Annotated in this window: 15 protein-coding genes; 9 read left to right on the plus strand and 6 right to left on the minus strand. The window is 37.3% G+C overall.

Annotated elements, in window-relative coordinates; genetic code table 11:
• Positions 1-1,752 carry a B12-binding domain-containing radical SAM protein gene (locus tag M3182_RS10855; RefSeq protein ID WP_251558060.1) on the minus strand — a complete coding sequence of 584 codons (1,752 nt, stop codon included), beginning with the start codon at positions 1,750-1,752 and terminating at the stop codon, positions 1-3.
• A 108-nt stretch (positions 1,753-1,860) separates the two neighbouring features.
• Positions 1,861-2,904 carry an acyltransferase family protein gene (locus M3182_RS10860; RefSeq protein WP_251558062.1) on the minus strand — a complete coding sequence of 348 codons (1,044 nt, stop codon included), beginning with the start codon at positions 2,902-2,904 and terminating at the stop codon, positions 1,861-1,863.
• 365 nt (positions 2,905-3,269) lie between these two features.
• Here M3182_RS10860 and M3182_RS10865 point away from each other — a divergent pair, with 365 nt between their 5' ends.
• The 5 genes from M3182_RS10865 (at position 3,270) to M3182_RS10885 (ending at position 9,239) form a co-directional block, all read left to right on the plus strand.
• Positions 3,270-4,283, plus strand: coding sequence for a 2-oxoacid:acceptor oxidoreductase family protein (locus M3182_RS10865; protein ID WP_251425479.1), 1,014 nt, complete (start codon positions 3,270-3,272; stop codon positions 4,281-4,283).
• Positions 4,283-6,577 carry a thiamine pyrophosphate-dependent enzyme gene (locus M3182_RS10870; RefSeq protein WP_251558064.1) on the plus strand — a complete coding sequence of 765 codons (2,295 nt, stop codon included), beginning with the start codon at positions 4,283-4,285 and terminating at the stop codon, positions 6,575-6,577. The genes M3182_RS10865 and M3182_RS10870 overlap by 1 nt, the downstream gene beginning before the upstream one ends.
• Positions 6,578-7,210: 633 nt before the next feature.
• Positions 7,211-7,723, plus strand: a complete 513-nt coding sequence (locus M3182_RS10875) for a methylated-DNA--[protein]-cysteine S-methyltransferase (RefSeq protein WP_251558066.1) — start codon at positions 7,211-7,213, stop codon at positions 7,721-7,723.
• A gap of 314 nt (positions 7,724-8,037) precedes the next feature.
• Positions 8,038-8,292 carry a Spo0E family sporulation regulatory protein-aspartic acid phosphatase gene (locus tag M3182_RS10880; protein ID WP_251425488.1) on the plus strand — a complete coding sequence of 85 codons (255 nt, stop codon included), beginning with the start codon at positions 8,038-8,040 and terminating at the stop codon, positions 8,290-8,292.
• Between the two features lie 416 nt (positions 8,293-8,708).
• On the plus strand, positions 8,709-9,239 hold the full coding sequence (locus M3182_RS10885; protein ID WP_251425490.1) for a hemerythrin domain-containing protein: 531 nt from the start codon (positions 8,709-8,711) through the stop codon (positions 9,237-9,239).
• Between the two features lie 166 nt (positions 9,240-9,405).
• Here M3182_RS10885 and M3182_RS10890 read toward each other — a convergent pair whose 3' ends face one another.
• Complete coding sequence (locus M3182_RS10890) at positions 9,406-10,638, minus strand: MFS transporter (RefSeq protein WP_251558068.1); 1,233 nt, start codon at positions 10,636-10,638, stop codon at positions 9,406-9,408.
• 200 nt (positions 10,639-10,838) lie between these two features.
• Between M3182_RS10890 and M3182_RS10895 the strand changes: the two genes are divergently transcribed.
• Both M3182_RS10895 and M3182_RS10900 read left to right on the plus strand, forming a co-directional pair.
• Positions 10,839-11,279 (plus strand): MarR family winged helix-turn-helix transcriptional regulator, encoded by a 441-nt coding sequence (locus M3182_RS10895; protein ID WP_251425497.1) that lies wholly within the window; start codon positions 10,839-10,841, stop codon positions 11,277-11,279.
• A 65-nt stretch (positions 11,280-11,344) separates the two neighbouring features.
• Positions 11,345-13,039 (plus strand): M3 family oligoendopeptidase, encoded by a 1,695-nt coding sequence (locus M3182_RS10900; RefSeq protein ID WP_251425500.1) that lies wholly within the window; start codon positions 11,345-11,347, stop codon positions 13,037-13,039.
• Between the two features lie 45 nt (positions 13,040-13,084).
• Here the strand turns inward: M3182_RS10900 and M3182_RS10905 are convergent, their stop codons facing one another.
• Positions 13,085-15,238, minus strand: a complete 2,154-nt coding sequence (locus M3182_RS10905; RefSeq protein ID WP_251425503.1) for an ATP-dependent Clp protease ATP-binding subunit — start codon at positions 15,236-15,238, stop codon at positions 13,085-13,087.
• Between the two features lie 389 nt (positions 15,239-15,627).
• On the opposite strand from M3182_RS10905, the gene M3182_RS10910 reads away from it, so the two are divergent.
• Complete coding sequence (locus M3182_RS10910; RefSeq protein WP_251425506.1) at positions 15,628-16,686, plus strand: YkvI family membrane protein; 1,059 nt, start codon at positions 15,628-15,630, stop codon at positions 16,684-16,686.
• 61 nt (positions 16,687-16,747) lie between these two features.
• Here M3182_RS10910 and M3182_RS10915 read toward each other — a convergent pair whose 3' ends face one another.
• Together M3182_RS10915 and M3182_RS10920 are read right to left on the minus strand one after the other, a co-directional pair.
• A complete protein-coding gene (locus M3182_RS10915) occupies positions 16,748-17,356 on the minus strand; it encodes a CPBP family intramembrane glutamic endopeptidase (RefSeq protein ID WP_251558070.1) in 609 nt (202 codons plus the stop codon).
• Between the two features lie 148 nt (positions 17,357-17,504).
• Positions 17,505-17,696, minus strand: a complete 192-nt coding sequence (locus M3182_RS10920; RefSeq protein ID WP_251425512.1) for a YkvS family protein — start codon at positions 17,694-17,696, stop codon at positions 17,505-17,507.
• A gap of 234 nt (positions 17,697-17,930) precedes the next feature.
• On the opposite strand from M3182_RS10920, the gene ykzS reads away from it, so the two are divergent.
• Complete coding sequence (gene ykzS, locus M3182_RS10925) at positions 17,931-18,125, plus strand: protein YkzS (RefSeq protein ID WP_251425515.1); 195 nt, start codon at positions 17,931-17,933, stop codon at positions 18,123-18,125.
• Positions 18,126-18,336: the final 211 nt, after the last annotated feature.

Raw genomic sequence — 18,336 nt, forward strand, 5'->3', positions numbered from 1 at the left:
TTATGCCGGCTTTAGTTGAGACAAAGTATAGGAGTATACCGTTGTATTTCCAAGGGAAGGGTGGAAATAAACTAAGACAACGGATGAGGTGTGTTCAATCTCACCTGTAGATAGGTATTTCGCTAGATTGAAGGACACTTCTTCCAGAACAGTGTGCTTAAGTAAATCCTTTTCAGATAAATTTCTAAGGGTAACCGGTAAAACTTCACTAGAAATTAATTCTCTATATATGCGACTTCTCTGTTCTTTGTCCATTTCGAGATTCCACCACGGTTTTCTCGGCTTTTGTTTCTTTCCTTCAAGATAGTCATATTTCATTAAGCCTTCAATAACACTAAGATTTTCGGTCATCCGAACCTTTAAGAATTGGTAGAGACGACGGAATAAATCTTCTAGTTGATGTCCAATTCGTGACCATCCTTGTTGTTCCCAATAAGCTCCGAAATCTTGAAAGAAATCAAATGGCGTTGGAAAGATCTTGGTTACTAGGTATTCAATGGTCGTATTCATCCGATGATCATTCCAATACTTTTCAAGCACATCTTCAACTTGTTTGATGCGAATGATATCGCTAAAAGGTAAGACATTATTACCCAGTATTTCATATGGAGAGTGATCCATGTAAATATAATCATGGTCTTTAGCTCTTAGTCTTAAGCCAGTTCCCCTAAGCATCTTTAAGAACCCAAGTTGCAGTTCCTCTGGACGCATCGCGAATACGTCATTGAAGGTCTTTTTAAAAGAATCGTAATTTTCTTCCGGAAGTCCGGCAATTAAATCTAAGTGCTGGTCAATTTTTCCGCCTTCTTTAACCATTGTTACCGTTCGCTTAAGTTTATCGAAGTTTTGTTTCCGCATGACAAGCTCATTTGTATAATCGTTTGTGGATTGAACCCCAATTTCAAATCGGAATAAACCAGCAGGTGCATTCTTGTTAAGAAAATCAATGACCTCCGGACGCATAATATCAGCTGTTATTTCAAACTGAAATACAGTGCCTGGTAAGTGTTCATCAATCAAAAATTGAAACATCTCCATTGCATAACTGCGGCTGATATTAAAGGTTCGATCAACAAATTTTATTGTTTTCGCACCATTCTTCATTAAATAACGAATGTCATCCTTTACCTTATCGCGATCAAAATATCTTACCCCAACTTCAATAGAAGAAAGGCAAAATTGACAACTAAATGGACAGCCGCGGCTTGTTTCAATATAGATAACACGCTTGGATAAATGAGGCAGATCCTCCTCAAATCGGTGCGGAGAAGGGAGGTTTTTTAAATCCAGCTTATTAGCTTGTGGATTTAATTTTATTTTACTATCAAGTCGATAGGCAATTCCCGGAACATCGGTTGCTGTTTTTTGGTCTTTTATAGACGTAAGAAGTTGTTTGAAAGTTTGTTCGCCCTCGCCAATTACAATATAGTCAAATTCGGGTACTCTCTCCATCCACTCGATATAATCGTAGGTTACCTCTGGTCCACCAACGACAATGGTAATGGATGGGTCAATCTTTTTAATCATTTGAATAACTTTTATCGTTTCCTCGATATTCCAAATATAACAACTAAAGCCGATTACCTGAGGTTTTTTTTGAATTAGGTCGGTGACAATATTGATAATTGGATCTTTAATTGTATATTCTGCTAACTGAACATCGAATTCCGGAGCCGCATAGGCTTTTAAATAACGAATTGCAATATTCGTATGAATATATTTTGCGTTTAATGTAGCACAGATTATGTTCATATCTTATTTCCTCCAATATTAAATACAAATACAAAAACAATATCCCATTATACCTCATTCTAGCCTAAGAACAAAGGACCCATCCTTGGTGGATAGGTCCTTTCGTCATCAATTCTCCAGTCGCCTTTTTTTGGTCGGTCGGGAAAAGGAACTTGAGCGTTTTTTATATTTGGTCAAAAGCGTTACTTTTAGTTCAATAAATGGTTGTGCAACTGCAGTAGCCAACTTACTAGAAAGAAGTAAGGTTAATAGGAACGATAGGGCAGCTAAGAGTACGATATTCTCTGTATAACTCAGGTAATGTGGCACTTCGCTTTCTCTAAAAATCCGTATAAAAAACCCGTGGAGGAGGTACACGTACAAAGTGTTTCTCCCGAGACTCGTAAAGAAAAACTTGCTTTTCGGTACAATGGCAAGAAAACTAAAAACCATAATGGTACTTAGAATATATAAGCCTAGGCGAATCATCATGCCGATTGTTTCCGTTGTTTCTAACGCACTATAAGACTTTGACCCGAATAACCACTGATAACTTATATCAGGGAAAGAAGAGTAAAAGATAAACGAAGCAACAAACGGTATAACAGCGATGATTCTAAATGACGGTCTAGTGAGCATCTGTACATTTTCTTTAGTTAAATAAAAACCAAGAAGGAACATTGGAAAGAAGACAAAAGTTCTCGAAAGGCTTAAATAATTGGAAATCCAATCAAAATAACCAACACCTAAACCAATAGCCAGAGCTAGGGAAAGACCTACTGCTGGTTTTAGTCGTGAGAACCCAAACAACATTATATGCCAGAAAAATAAACTGATTAAAAACCATAGAGACCAATGTGGATTTAATGGGTCAATCGCAATGCTCGATTCATTATATAAGAAATAATAAAAAATAGAGTAAATAAGCTGGAAAATCAGGTACGGCAAGATTAATTTCTTAGCAATTTTCTTTATATATCCTTTTTGATAAAAACCTCTCGCAAAAAAACCAGAAACTAGGATAAATGCTGGCATATGAAATGTGTAAATCACTTTATAGAGTGTATACACAATTTCATTTTCATGAATAAATGACTGTATTAAATGGCCGAACACAACAAAGAAAATTAAAATGAACTTGGCGTTATCAAAAAAGTAATCTCGTTGTTTCATGTAAAAACCTCCAAAAAATGCCCCCTGATGTCCATTTTCCCCATTGTAACTAAAATCAAACTAGTCTCATAGTAGTATAAAGATACTGTAAATCAAACGTAAGCAAACCTATATAATTGTAATCTTTTTTATCCTCAAATGAAATATGGATTTAATGGGTTTTTATGTGGTGGTGTTATATAAAAAATGAAAACTGTTATATATATTATTGATACAGATAAAAGGCGAGTTTAGGCTATTAATTTAAAAGTGTATTAGTAAAAAATAAGAACTATGATATACATCACAGCGTGAGTTTCTTGATAGGCATAAAATATAGGAAGTGTATTGTAATCCTTAACATTAGTGTTAGCAAGGAGGAGAGTATGTCTATTTTACCGAGAAAAAATGAATTGGGTTTTTATGAAATTAGATTAGAGTCAATTGGTGGGTTAGGAGCGAATCTAGCAGGGAAAATGCTTGCAGAGGCAGGTGTTTTTGGGCTTGGATTGAATGGATCAAACTTTGCTTCCTATGGTTCGGAAAAGAAAGGATCTCCTGTAAAGAGTTTCATTCGATTCTGTGAACCGGATACTGAAATTCGAGTACATAGCCCAATTGAAGAACCTCATGTTGTCGGTGTGTTTCATGAAGCGCTATATAAAATGGTAGATGTCGCTAGTGGACTTGGTCCAGACGGAATTATTCTTGTAAATTCAACCAGAGATTTTGATGAGATAAAAATAGATTTAAAAATGGAAAGTGGCACAATTGCAACCGTAGACGCGCTTGGAATTGCTGTAGAGGAAAAGACGAAAGTGAATACAGCAATGCTGGGTGCTTTATTTAGGGTTTGTGATTTTCTAGATCCTGAGGCAATGAAACAAGTCATCCGCAAAACATTTGAAAAGAAATATCCTCATTTAGTTGAGCCCAATTTACGTACATTTGATAAAGGATATCAGACGGTAAATTTTAAAACATATGAGAAGAATCATGAGGCGACAGGTGTCGGATTTACGCGTCCACTATCTCAATTAGGGTACTTAACCCAAGAACTAGGTGGAGTGTTAACTTCGCAGGCAAACAGTATTCAGAAGGATCTTAGTGGCTCAAGGCAGGGATTTTTACCGAAATTTGTGCAAGAAGAATGTATTCATTGTGCTGCTTGTGATACAGCATGTCCTGATTTTTGTTTTGTATGGAAAGAAGGAGAGGACAAGCGTGGCAGGAAGCAAATGTTTTTACAAGGAATTGATTATCAATATTGTAAAGGTTGTTTAAAGTGTGTAGAGGCATGTCCAACTACAGCTTTAAGTGACCTGCGTGAAACATTAGGATATGCTGAATCACATCAAGTGAAGCAGTCATTTCCATATGTGATAGGAGGGATTTCATAATGGCGATTCTTGAAGGGACGTTACAAGCAACGGCTGCGGCTGAACAAGTTACCACATTTGAATCAGGAAATGAAATGGCCGCAATGGCAGCAGCTCAGATAAATTATCATTTAATGGGGTATTTTCCAATCACTCCTTCCACAGAGGTAGCCCAGTTTTTAGATCAAATGAAATCACGTGGGGAACATGATATCAAATTAATTCCTGCTGATGGGGAACACGGTTCGGCTGGAATTTGTTATGGTGCTGCGGCGACGGGGGCACGTGTGTTCAATGCCACAAGTGCCAATGGACTAATGTATATGCTCGAACAACTACCGGTTCAGTCGGGAACTCGTTTTCCAATGGTAATGAATCTTGTGACTAGAGCGATTTCTGGTCCACTAGATATTCGAGGAGATCATTCCGACTTATATTTTGCGCTCAATACAGGATGGGTGATTTTAACAGCCAGAACTCCACAGGCTGTTTATGATATGAACATTATGGCTTTGAAAATAGCCGAGCATTCAGATGTCCGTTTACCAGTAATGGTAGCTTATGATGGCTTTTTTACCTCACACCAAAAGCGGAAGGTACAATATTTTAAAAATAGGGAAGTTGTTCAACAATTTGTTGGAGAATGCCCGATTGATTATCATTTTGCACGAGATCCAAAGAACCCAGTCACCATTGGGGCTCACATGAATGGCGATGATTTAATTAATAACCATTTTCAACAATCTGAAGCGATGTATAAAGCGGCTGATGTTTATAAACAAGTTGCTGCAGAATACGCTAAGTTATCGGGACGAAATTATCAAATTTTAGATCAATATCGTATGGATGGTGCTGAGGTAGCGTTATTTTTATTAAACTCTGCAGCTGAGTCAGCAAAGGATGTAGTTGATAAGCTACGTTTGCAAGGCATTAAGGCGGGAGTTATTAGCCCAAATATTATTCGTCCTTTTCCAGCAGCAGAAATCCGTGAGGCACTAAAAAATGTGAAAGCGCTACTAGTTGGTGAACGAGCAGATTCCTACGGTGGTCATGGACCTAATTTAACGAACGAAGTGAAAGCAGCTCTTAAGGAGGATAGCTGGAACCAAACGGTTGTATTAAGCAGAGTATTTGGTCTCGGCGGGAAAGATTTCTATGCAGATGATGCCGAGGCGTTTTTCCAAATGGCGATTGATGCAATGGAAAAAGGCTATGCAGAAAAGCCATTCGACTATTATGGTCATGTACCAGGAAATCCAGAGAAACTGCTTAAGCCAGTGATTGAGCCACAACATGGAGATGTTTATCGTTCGGGGTTAATACATGTGCAAATGAATGAAGATACAGGCAAGCTTAAAGTGAAGATTCCACCGTTACGTGCTCTAACTTCAAAACCGAAAAGACTAGGTTCCGGACATGGTGCATGTCCAGGTTGTGGGATATTTGGTGGTTTGGAAACGTTCTTTAAGGGAATAGAAGGGGATGTTGTTGTCCTATACCAAACAGGTTGTGCGTATGTTACGACAACAGCATACCCATATACATCTCATAAACAGACGATGATTCATAATTTGTTCCAAAATGGCGCGGCGACTTTATCTGGTACTCTTGAAGCATTTTTAGAACTTAAGCGTCGCGGTGAAATTGAAGTAGCAAGTGACGCAACTTTCGTGATGATTACTGGTGATGGTGGAATGGACATCGGAATGGGTTCTGCTATAGGGACTGCTCTCCGAAATCATAAATTAATCATTCTTGAATATGATAATGAAGGTTATATGAATACAGGCTCACAAATGTCTTATTCCACTCCAATTGGGCATATGACTAGCACGACTAATGTAGGTAAAATGCAAAAAGGAAAAGCTTATCATCATAAAGATACAGCGCAAATTATGGCTGCTACAAATATTCCTTATGTATTTACCGGTACAGAAGCATTCCCACAGGACCTTGTCAAAAAGGCAGCAAAAGCTCAATGGTATGCCAAAAATGTAGGCATGGTATATGGAAAAATCTTAATTACGTGTCCGCTTAACTGGAAATCGGAAGACAGATTTGGCCAAACCATTGTTGAAGCCGCGGTAAACTCCAACTTCTTCCCATTATATGAAGTAGAACAAGGAGAAACGAACATTACGTATGACCCAGAAGCAAAAAAGAAAAAAATTCCACTCACCGATTGGTTAAAGTGGATGGGAAAAACAAAGCACTTATTAAAAGAGGAAAATAAAGACTTATTAGAAGGTTTTGAGGCTGAAGTTGAAAGAAGATGGCAACGCCTAAAAGCTAAGCATGAAAATCCGCACCTATAAGCTTTTCTTCAAACTGTAGACAATCTCGATTGGGCTTGTCTACAGATTCTTTGTGTTTTTACAGTTGAAATACGTTGCACCACTTTATTTTCCGACGGATCCCCCCCAAGCGCAATCATGTGTTGAATTTTCCCTAGTTCCTAGCCTAGCGTCCGCAAGCAGATTTTTGCTTTCTTCTCCTAGATTTTAAATAGAAGTGACTTGTATTAGGACAAGGATAAATTTTATAAGACAGATAGAGTTTTGTTAATTATAAACTGTCTTAGAAGCAAAGGTTAAGGGACAGAAAGGATTTGTGAATAAGTGAAACTGCCCCATAACGAGGCTTTGAAAGACAGAAATCAATTGGAAATAAGTAAAACTGTCTATGAACCAAGGTTTGAAAGTAATAAGAACCTACTATTAACTCAACCTGTCTTATCACCCAGCTATAATAAAAAACCGTGCATATAATCCAATCACATTCTGATTTTCTATCATGCTAGAAAGATTAGACCGGTTCTAAGTATCAATTGTCCTTTATCAATACGCAAAAGGATCTAAATCTAACATCCAGTTGTATACCAAGGTAATCATAAGTAGCTTGCTTATTTATTGATAGCCGTTATATATTGGAAGCGGAGGATGTGTGAAATGAGAACATTTACGAAGATTGAATCTGAAGTTGGAGAGTTTTATTTGGTCGCTCAGAATAAGAAACTCCAGGCCATTCATATAGGTGAGGAGGACTTTCTTCGCATCGAAGAGGTTGCTTCATTGAAAGAGGATCCTAATGATGAGCTACTTGTCGAATGTAAAAGACAGCTAAGACAGTATTTCGCTGGAGAAAGAACAACATTCAACCTGCCAATTGCGCAAACTGGTACTGAGTTTCAAATAAGTGTATGGAATAGTTTATTGGAAATTCCATTTGGTGCTACGAAAAGTTATCAGGAGGTTGCCAACATGATTGGGAGGCCCAAAGCGGTTAGGGCTGTCGGACAAGCGAATAAAGCCAATAAATTTCCTATTATCGTTCCTTGTCACCGAGTAATCGGGAAAAATCAAACCTTGACAGGTTATGCTGGTTCGAGGGTTGAAATAAAAGATTGGTTACTCAAGATTGAGGGAGCAGCCTTTAAACATAATGGAAACAAAGAGAACTAATAGCATTTTTTAGTAAGCACTTTGTTAAAAAGGTGCTTATTATTTTTATATAGCTAAGTAGATTAATAGCACTATTTGTGTGATAATTTACCATATTTTTCAATTTGAGAGAGAGATCGGGTTGTAGGGCATTTTGTCAGATTACTAGTTTTTTTAATGTTGGAAAGATGTCGAAGGACAATTATTATTTAAGAAAAATGTCTATTTTTGCGAATCTATTTACATTGATTTAATTTTCTGTAATACTGCTTTAGTAAGTAGATCATTCTATCAATAGAGTGAAGGGAAAGGGATTGGACTAGGGGGAGTGGCAGGTGCGCGAAAAAAATAATCCTTTACTTGTGCAAATTCAGACAAAAAAAGAAGAGATGTTTGCCTGTGCACGTGAGACTGGATTTAATAGTTTAGAAACGATTGCTTGTAGTCAGGAACTAGATCAGCTAATTTATGAATACCAACTATCTATGCAGAACATCCTTCCTGAAAAATCAAAGGAAAAAATTCATTTTCGAAACCTTTTTTGGTTTTTTCAAAACCCAAAACAAGCGGCAGGACATTTTGATTCCTGAAAAATAGAAAACAGTTAATAGTTTATCCTTAACCACTGACCAGTTGTCGGTGGTTATTTTGTTTTTACCCAGTATTACAACACTTAAAACCTAAAATTTATCATTATGTGAAATATTCTTGATGAAAGTGATAGGAAGCTCTTTCTATCATCCCCTGTGATAAGAGTCACTACGTTTCGGAATGTAACAATTTATACTTTAGGTAGGCTCTTTTCTCAAACATTGTTGCTTATTTAAAAGAAAATATAGAATGATTTAGCAATGATTCCATTCCAAAGCCGTTTATAAGAAGGATAAAGAGCTTACAAACTAAGTAGTACCACAGAGAAAAGCTTATTTCGCGTCAACATTGTTGGCTTTAGGATTTTAACGAAAAACAGCCTTTAAGTAAAATAATAAAAAAGGGGAATTGCATTATGCCAGCATGTATGAGTTCAATGTTAGGAAATGAACCTGTGGAATTAAGTGAAGGCCTGCAGCAATTGAAAAATGAACATGTTTCATTGTTAAATAAATTGGAAGACTTGCTTACCCTTTGCGTAAAAATAGAAAACGAAGACCAGATTGTTGTTAACTTTATGAAACTCCGGCCAGCTGTAATAGAGTTTTTCGAAGAGCTTGAACCACATTCAGAGAGAGAAGAAGGGGTTCTATTTGAAATGATGGGTACCTACATTGGTAGAGAAACTGGCCCAATTGCGGTAATGGAATATGAGCATGACCGAGCGAAATCCCTGATTGGAGTCTTCTTAGAAAATACAAAGAACGATCTGGAAACATATGATACAAAAAAAATGAAGCAAGATACCGCACTTGTGAAAGAAGCACAATACACATTAGTTGATCATTTCTCAAAGGAAGAGAAAGTGCTTTTTCCTATGGCAGAAAGAATGTTATCTACTAAAGAAAAACAAGACTTAAAGACAAGACTCAGTAAGATCAATTAAAGCAAAAAGCGAAAAAGAGCTGAGTCTCTTTTTCGCTTTTTTATTTAGGCTCTTTTCATAAACTTTGTTGCTTCTGTAAAAAATACAACTGAATGTGCAATTTAATTTTGCCAAATACCTTATTTAAGATATTAGTAAAGGTAGCTAACCCCCTTGTCCATCCATTTTATTTGTAGAAGGATTGTAGTCTTTTGTCAGATGGGAGAAATAGAGTAAACATCCCTAGTAATGGAAGTAAACCAATGATCATGATAGTCTGCGGCATTCCTATTAAATCAGCCAAAGAACCTATTCCTACTGATCCAACAGCCCCCATACCGAATGCCAGACCGACAGTTAATCCAGCCATTGTCCCAATCTTCCCAGGAACTAGTTCCTGCGCATAAACAACCGTTACTGAAAAACTTAACATTAAAATAAAACCGATGATCGTAATCATCACAAATGCTAGACCGGTAGGGACAAATGGAAGTAAGATTGATAGCGGTGCGGTTCCAAGCATGGATGAAAAGATGATATTTTTTTTGCCGAAACGATCTGCAAGTGGTCCGCCGAAAAAAGTTCCAATTGCGCCAGCGACAAGGAAAGCGAATAGAAAGATTTGTGCTTCCTTGATGGAGAGCCCATATTTGTCAATGGCGAAGAATGAATAATAATTGGTAATGCCGGATATATACCAGGATCTCGCGAAAATTAAAAATAGTATTAAAACTAGAGCCCGTTTAATAGATTTGGAAGCAGTGTGGTTAACAGGCTTTACTCTTTGGAGTTTCTTTCCTGACCGTTGCTGCTCGTTTAGATTATTTGAATACCATAAGGCAATATAATAAAGAAAACCAACGGCAACCGCTGCAACTAAACCAAACCAAGCAGCTCCTTTTTGGCCTAAAGGGACGAGGACGAGTGCAGTGATGAGAGGAGCTAGCGCTTGACCTGTATTTCCGCCAACCTGATATATCGATTGTGCTAATCCGCGGCGTGGTCCAGCAGCCATATAGGCAACGCGGGATCCCTCAGGATGAAAAACAGCAGAACCGAACCCCATTAGTAGGACAGAACCGATGATCCACTCATAGCTTGGAGCGAAAGATAGTCCCAAAATGCCAATGAAGGTGAAACTTAGACCAATCGGTAATGCGAATGGCATCGGCTTTTTATCCGCCATTATCCCGATAACAGGTTGAAGAATGGAGGAGACAATATTTAACGAAAAAGCAATGAATCCAAGCTGAGTAAATGAAAGTCCCATAGATTTTTCGAGCACTGGAAACATTGCCGGAATGACTGCTTGTAAAGAGTCATTTAACAAGTGACATAAACCAATAATAAACAAAATTTTATAAGTTGTTGTTTTTTGCTTTTGTTGAATAGGCTGAATAACTGCAGCACTTTGACCCAAACCAATCGCCTTCTTTTTATTAGATTCAATGTTATCTTACCAAAATTTCAGTATGTTTGGAGAGGGATTTTCAGACTTTATAGGGTTTCAAGGAGGGCAAAGTAAATTCTCTGAAAAGAAACAAATAGGACAAATGATGTTAAATGCTGGATTTTCGTTTATAATTTAACTATCAATTGAAACAAAGGAATGAAATGCAGATGAAAGAAGAACAAATCAATCAGTCTTTAAAATTGTTTATCGTCCTGTCTAGAGCGTTTAGGGCTATAAATGAGGAAGTAAATAAAGTTATTCAGCAAAAGGGGCTGAACCCCACGGAATTTGCTGTTCTGGAATTGCTTTACCACAAAGGAGATCAGCCATTGCAACAAATTGGTGGGAAGATTCTACTGGCAAGTGGGAGTATAACTTATGTGGTCGATAAACTAGAACAAAAAGGTTATTTGAGAAGGAATGGCTGTCCAAAAGACCGAAGAGTAACCTATGCTCAAATTACTGAAGAGGGCAGAGCATTTATTGAAGAGATTTTCCCAGAACATAGTCAGCGAATTAACGATCTTATGTCTGTGCTAAATACTGAAGAAAAACAAACTGCCATCGATCTATTGAAAAAACTAGGATTATCTTTGGGAAAGTATTAGTTCGGCTACCCTGAATAACCTATTTTTCAGGAATGGATATTTATACAATTTAGGGAGGAAGTACAATGAAGTTTGAAGAGTATACATATGAGCGGCCAAATTTTCCATTGTTTGAGCAGCGCTTTGAGGAAGCTTTAAATCAATTTAATAAATCAAGCTCAGCCGCTAAACAAGATGAAGCGATGAAAATTATTAATACTTTACGGAATGAAATGGATACGATGTTTAATCTATGTTATATTCGTCACTCCGTCGACACCAATGATGAATTTTATAAAGAGGAGCAAGATTTTCTAGATGAACTGGCTCCACAAGTAGAAGGATTAGTGACTAAATATTATGAAGCGCTCGTACAGTCTCCTTTCCGGAAAGAGTTGGAAGATAGATGGGGGAAACAATTATTTGCCCTTGCAGAGGCTCAATTAAAAACATTTCATCCTGAAATTGTTCCACTGCTGCAAAAAGAGAATAAACTATCAACGGAGTATACAAAGCTTGTTGCATCAGCAAAAATCGAATTTGAGGGAGAAGAACGGACCCTTGCTCAATTAGAACCTTTTGCACAATCGAAAGACCGAAAAATGCGCAAGAAAGCAAGTGAAGCGAGGTTTGGTTTTTTTGCTGACCATGAAAAGGAATTTGATTCTATTTACGATGAACTAGTGAAAGTACGAACGGAAATTGCGACAAAGTTAGGTTATCCAAACTTTGTAGAACTAGCATATAATCGAATGTACCGCACGGACTACAATGCAGAAATGGTAGCTAATTTTAGAAAACAGGTAGAGGAATACATTGTTCCAATTGCGACAAAGTTAAAGAAGCGCCAACAAGATCGAATTGGGGTTGACCGGTTAACGTACTATGATGAGCCGTTTAACTTTCAAACAGGAAACCCGGCACCAAAAGGCGATCCAGAATGGATTGTAAATAATGGTCAAAAAATGTACGATGATCTATCTCCTGAAACAGGGAAATTCTTTTCCTTCATGGTAGAGAATCATCTAATGGACCTCGTTGCTAAAAAAGGAAAAGCGGGTGGGGGTTACTGTACTTTTATTGAGGATTATAAAGTTCCGTTTATTTTTTCAAATTTTAATGGGACTTCAGGGGATATTGACGTGCTTACCCATGAGGCTGGGCACGCGTTTCAGGTTTACTCTAGTCGCCATTTTGAGATCCCAGAATACTATTGGCCAACTTATGAGGCATGTGAAATTCATTCTATGAGTATGGAATTCTTCACTTGGCCGTGGATGAACTTATTCTTTAAGGAAGAAACAGATAAATATAAATTTGCTCACCTAAGCGACGCACTTCTCTTCTTGCCTTACGGTGTTTCCGTCGATGAGTTCCAACATTGGGTATATGAAAATCCAAATGCTACACCAGAAGAACGCAAGCAACAATGGCGAGCAATTGAGAAAAAATACATGCCACATAAAGATTATGACGGATATGCGTATTTAGAAAATGGTGGATTCTGGCAGAAGCAGGGACATATTTATAATTCACCATTTTATTATATCGATTATACTTTAGCGCAAATTTGTGCATTCCAATTTTGGAAACGATCCCGGGAGAACCACGAAGAGGCCTGGGAAGATTATCTGAAATTATGTAAGCTTGGTGGCAGCATGCCATTTACTGAACTTGTAAAAGAGGCGAATTTAATCTCTCCATTCGATGACGGGTGCGTTCGTTCTGTTGTAAGTGAAATTGAAGAGTGGCTAAATTCCGTAGACGATAAAAAGTTATAGTCAAAAAGCAAGCCCGGTCTCATATAGGAGACCGGGCTTTGTTTGTTATTTCTTGCGAATGATAATTTCATCATCTTTTAGATGTGCAATCAACTGAGTTGTTTCAGGTTCTTCTAGAATATAGTCTGCAAGTTTATCCTCCAATTGTTCCTGAATAACACGGCGAAGTGGGCGAGCACCAAATGCCGGATGGTAACCGAGTTCTGTGAGTTTTTCTTTTACCTCAGCGGTTACTTCAAGCTGGATGGCTTGTTCTGATAATAATTCTGATAACTCAGCTAACATTAAATCGACAATTTTAAGAAGATGTTCTTTTTCTAGTGATTTAAATTCAATAATACTATCAAAACGGTTAAGAAATTCTGGCTTAAAGAAAGCTCCGAGTGAGTCCAAGATACTAGTTTCATTTGCAACATCGCTCTGGTCAAATCCAACCTTAATAGTTCTATGTCCGACACCCGCGTTACTTGTCATTATGATGACTGTATCTTTGAAGCTGACTGTACGACCTTGACTATCAGTTAATCGTCCATCCTCTAGGATTTGCAAGAACATATGTTGAACATCTGGATGTGCTTTTTCAATTTCGTCTAGTAAAAGAATGCTATAAGGGTTACGGCGGACTTTTTCAGTTAATTGTCCAGCTTCATCGTGACCAACATATCCTGGAGGAGAACCAATGATTTTAGACACGCTATGCTTCTCCATGTACTCACTCATATCAAGGCGAATCATCGCATCTTTTGTTCCGAAAAGTTCTTCAGCTAATGTTTTGGTTAACTCGGTTTTTCCTACACCAGTTGGACCGACAAATAAGAACGAACCAATCGGCCGATTTTTTGATTTCAAACCTGCACGACTACGTCGAATGGCTTTTGCTACTTTCTTTACGGCTTCATTTTGACCAATCACTTTTGCTGCAAGGTTGTTCTCTAAATGTTTCATTTTTCCTTGCTCGTCGGAATGCAGTTTACCAACTGGGATGCCTGTTTTCTTTTCAATCAGCTCTTGAATTTGTTCAATTGTGACTTCCGGGCGAACTTCTTTATGTTCAGCGTTTAATTCTTTTTCGAGGGTTGCTTCCTCGTCACGAAGTTTTGCTGCCTTTTCATAATCTTCCTGCGCTAGTGCCGCCTCTTTTTCCTTTACAATAGCAGAAAGTCTTTCTTCAATTTGATCTTTTCCAGCATAACCGGATTTTAGATTCAATTTAGAACCGGCTTCATCCATTAAATCAATCGCTTTATCTGGTAAGAAGCGATCTTGTATATAACGGTGTGACAGCTGTACACACGCTTTTAAGGCTTCTTCTGCATACGTTACTTCATGATATTGTTCGTATTTCGATTGGATTCCTTTTAAGATTTCAATTGTTTTTTCTAAAGATGGTTCATGAACATGGACAGGCTGGAAACGACGCTCTAATGCAGGGTCCTTTTCAATTTGGCGGTATTCTTTTAAGGTTGTAGCCCCGATGACTTGAAGTTCGCCACGTGCTAGTACAGGTTTTAAAATATTACCTGCATCCATTGAACCTTCAGCTGAACCTGCACCAACTAGTAAATGAATTTCATCAATAAATAAAATAATATTTTTGCGTTGTTGCAGTTCTTGAATCAACTGTTTAATTCTTTCTTCAAATTGTCCACGAATCCCAGTATTAGCCACAAGAGAAGCAACATCTAGTAAATAAACTTCTTTGTTTTTAAGTTTGTTTGGTACCTCCCCCTCGGCAATTTTTAACGCAAAGCCCTCGGCAATGGCTGTTTTTCCTACACCAGGTTCTCCAATTAACACGGGATTGTTTTTATTTCGTCGATTTAAAATTTCAATAACCCGTTCAACTTCTTCATCTCGACCAATTACAGGATCGATTAGCCCTGCTTTAGCTGCATGAGTAAGATTTCGCCCAATTTGATCAATTAATCCATTTCCACCACTAGCAGCTTTTGGTTCACTGTGTGGCTGGCCAGGAATTGGGTTTGGAGAAGGACCAGAAAAAGCTTTAAAGATATCGGTTAAATCTTTGTTTGCGAAGTTTGAAAAACCAGAAAATCCACTTGAAGGAAAGGAAGCGCCAAGCTTTTCTCGTTCCTTTTGGTAGCAATCTTGGCAGAGCATTAAATGCTTTTGACTGCCATTGATATTTACCTTTAATTGAATGTTTGCTGAATTATTATGACAATGTTGACAAAGCATTTAAATTCCTCCTTAAATAATGTTTAAAAATACTAAGTCCTGACTTTGACTAACTTTGACCTTTGACTACATTATAGTCTGACCTTTTTTGACTTTCAAGAGGTTTGCTTATGAAAAATTTTGCCAAAAGGCTCTTATCTAAAAACTTTGTTTTTAGATATAAAGAGAAAAAAATTAGCTGTGTTTTCACTGGACAGTAGCTTTAAATCAGGAGAAAAAGAGCTAGTAATCATAGTATGAACTCACAAAATGGCTTATCGTACGTTAAAATCGGCTTTTGGATTTTAACAACAATTTTACGAAAATAGCCTTCTAAAAAGAACGGGGGATAAAAAAGCTTGTCATGGTTTGTCTCTACGCTCATATATTGAAAACAAGGAGGGAGTTGTGTGAGGACAAACTGGGGAGCCGCGTTTCAAATTGCAGCCGTATATGTTGGAACGGTCGTTGGAGCCGGTTTTGCTACAGGTCGAGAGATTGTGGAATTCTTTTCACGTTTCGGCTTTATTGGGTTAATCGGAATCTTGATGAGTGGATATTTACTCATTTTTATGGGATCAAAATTAATGAGAATTGCGGCTCATATTGGAGCAAGTTCATATGAACAATTTAATGAATATTTATTTGGAAAATTATTTGGAGGAATTATAAATTTTATTATGTTATTTATGCTCCTAGGAGTGTGTGCGGTAATGCTTTCTGGAGCAGGGGCGGTCTTTCAAGAGCAATTGGGAATGTCTAAAAACATTGGGATATTGATTACAATCGCATTTTCCATTTTGGTCATGATTTTAGGAATCAAAGGATTGTTTGCTGTTAACTCCTTCGTTGTGCCTGCAATGATCGGTTTTAGCCTTATTTTAATGTACTTATCAATTAAACAACCTGGATTTGCAGAACAAGCGCTGTTTGTCCCAGCATCGGATGATGGGTGGAAATCTGTGGTCGCTCCGTTTACATATACAGCCTTTAATCTATCCCTTGCCCAGGCTGTCCTTGTACCTGTTGCGGCAGAAATAAAGGATGATCAAACGGTAAAGTGGGGAGGAATCCTCGGAGGGATTGCGCTAACACTGATTTTAATAATGAGTCACTTTACCTTAATCATGCTTCCAGGGCTTGAGACTTATGAAATTCCAATGGCTACAATTATGAAAAATCTCGCTCCGGGGCTATATTGGGTCTTTATCTTAATAATATATGGAGAAATTTTCACATCCGTTATTGGCAATATTTTTGGTTTAGAACGGCAGGTGAAAAAATACATCTCCGTTCCAAGTGTTAGCATTGTGATTGGGATCTTCTTTATCTGTTATTTAGTGAGTCAATTTGACTATAGTACGCTATTGTCTTATTTATATCCGCTATTCGGTAATATAAGTCTGATTTTTATTATTCTTTTATGGATGAAACCTTTTAAGGCGAAGGGAAAAGTAAATAAAAAATAACAAAACTCCGAGAAGAGGGAGGATAAAGTGTTCCTCTTTGCTCGGAGTTTTTTATGAGTTTTTATCTTAAGGGCAATAAGCCAAACATAAGTAAATCAAAAACAATATGAGAAATCACGACTAGTCGAATGCTTTTTTTCCAAGCGTATAAGGCTCCCCATACAAGACCTCCGGTTAGCGCAGCAATGAAGAGCACCCACTCACCAGAATAAATTTGAACAGATGCGTAGAGAAGCGTTGAAATGATAATGCTTGTTCGAGCACTTGTATAGCGATGTAGTTTTCTTTGGATAAATCCTCTCCAGAATATCTCCTCTCCAGGACCTATAACCAGCAAGAGAACAATATAATGCCATACTGTTTCCGGAGAGAATAGTTTATATAATCTTGTGATTTGGATCTCTAACGGCAAGTTTAAAACTCCAATCAGAGTATCCCCAAGCCAGAAGACTGCATATAGTATAACCCCGGTTATGATACCGAATAAGAGGTGAGATTTAGAAGAGTTTCTTTCTCCTGATTCATCAAGAATTGAATAACTAATTAATAAAAGCATAGCAGCGGTGAAGAAATACCAAAAGACTTTTTGCTGTTCGAAGGTTAAGAAGATGACTAGATGGGCTAGGAAAAAGCCTAAAACTAGACGCTTGTCAGAAATAACTCTTATCATAAACAGAGACTCCTTTCATGCAAACATACATTATTGTAACAGATAATATGTTTTTATGTTTAAAAAGGAGTAGTTTTGGACTTTTCAGAAAAAGAGTTATATCTGCACACAAAAAAAGTAGCGTTTGCTACTTTTTTAAGAATTCATATCATTGAAGAGCTGTTTCTTTAATAATGGTATAATTTTTATGATTGATGACAGTTCTTTGATCTAGTTCAAGATCTCGGTAATTATCCATATAGGTTAAATCTACAATTACGGAGTTCTCATTTACTTTCTCAACAATCCCTCGTAAACCTTCCCTGAATTCAATCACATTTCCCACCTGTGCTTTTTTCAAAGAACTTCACTCCTATCTCTTGGTTCCGCAACAGTGAAATAGACAAAACAAGCATAAAGCTATAACGATTTTTATCTCAGATAATGATGCGGTTTCATAATTATAATTACCATACCTAAAAATTGCCAGTTATTCAATATATTTTTGAAAACGTTTTTATAAATGTGGCATTTATATAGACAATTAGAAATCATGTAGTATGATGTTGAAGGAAATGATGTCAGGAGTGATCGTATGTCAGTTGAAGATATCAATGATATTTTAGACCGTTTAAAGAGTGGCGAATTAACTGAATACCGTGTATTGAAAGCGGACTTCTTAGCATTTAGACAGGTTCTTGTAAATCGTAAGGACTTCAAAAATTTTCGAGGGATTGCACAGCGTGGTGGTGATGTAATTTATCAATACCTGCAAACTCCAAGAAGTTAGAGAAACTACTAATAAGTTTGTCATTAATTGTCGGTTCGTGCAAAGTCCACATTGGGTGGAAAATATCTTTCAAAAATCAGTTTATGGCTATTTTTGAAAGATATTGAATGTTCTCAATTGAAAACGCTTTAATGAAAAAACTTGATAAAACAAGCTTTTTTGGTTGTTTACTGCTTTTAACCATGCTATTCTGTTGATGGTGATTTTTAAT

Origin of the sequence: Mesobacillus maritimus (assembly GCF_023715205.1) — a bacterium.
Taxonomy (GTDB): Bacteria; Bacillota; Bacilli; order Bacillales; family Cytobacillaceae; genus Mesobacillus_B; species Mesobacillus_B maritimus_C.

Coding starts and splice junctions, on each gene's coding strand:
- M3182_RS10855 (WP_251558060.1), bottom strand. CDS start 1,752: ATGAACATAATCTGTGCTACATTAAACGCAAAATATATTCATACGAAT.
- M3182_RS10860 (WP_251558062.1), bottom strand. CDS start 2,904: ATGAAACAACGAGATTACTTTTTTGATAACGCCAAGTTCATTTTAATT.
- M3182_RS10865 (WP_251425479.1), top strand. CDS start 3,270: ATGTCTATTTTACCGAGAAAAAATGAATTGGGTTTTTATGAAATTAGA.
- M3182_RS10870 (WP_251558064.1), top strand. CDS start 4,283: ATGGCGATTCTTGAAGGGACGTTACAAGCAACGGCTGCGGCTGAACAA.
- M3182_RS10875 (WP_251558066.1), top strand. CDS start 7,211: ATGAGAACATTTACGAAGATTGAATCTGAAGTTGGAGAGTTTTATTTG.
- M3182_RS10885 (WP_251425490.1), top strand. CDS start 8,709: ATGCCAGCATGTATGAGTTCAATGTTAGGAAATGAACCTGTGGAATTA.
- M3182_RS10895 (WP_251425497.1), top strand. CDS start 10,839: ATGAAAGAAGAACAAATCAATCAGTCTTTAAAATTGTTTATCGTCCTG.
- M3182_RS10900 (WP_251425500.1), top strand. CDS start 11,345: ATGAAGTTTGAAGAGTATACATATGAGCGGCCAAATTTTCCATTGTTT.
- M3182_RS10905 (WP_251425503.1), bottom strand. CDS start 15,238: ATGCTTTGTCAACATTGTCATAATAATTCAGCAAACATTCAATTAAAG.
- M3182_RS10915 (WP_251558070.1), bottom strand. CDS start 17,356: ATGATAAGAGTTATTTCTGACAAGCGTCTAGTTTTAGGCTTTTTCCTA.
- ykzS (WP_251425515.1), top strand. CDS start 17,931: ATGTCAGTTGAAGATATCAATGATATTTTAGACCGTTTAAAGAGTGGC.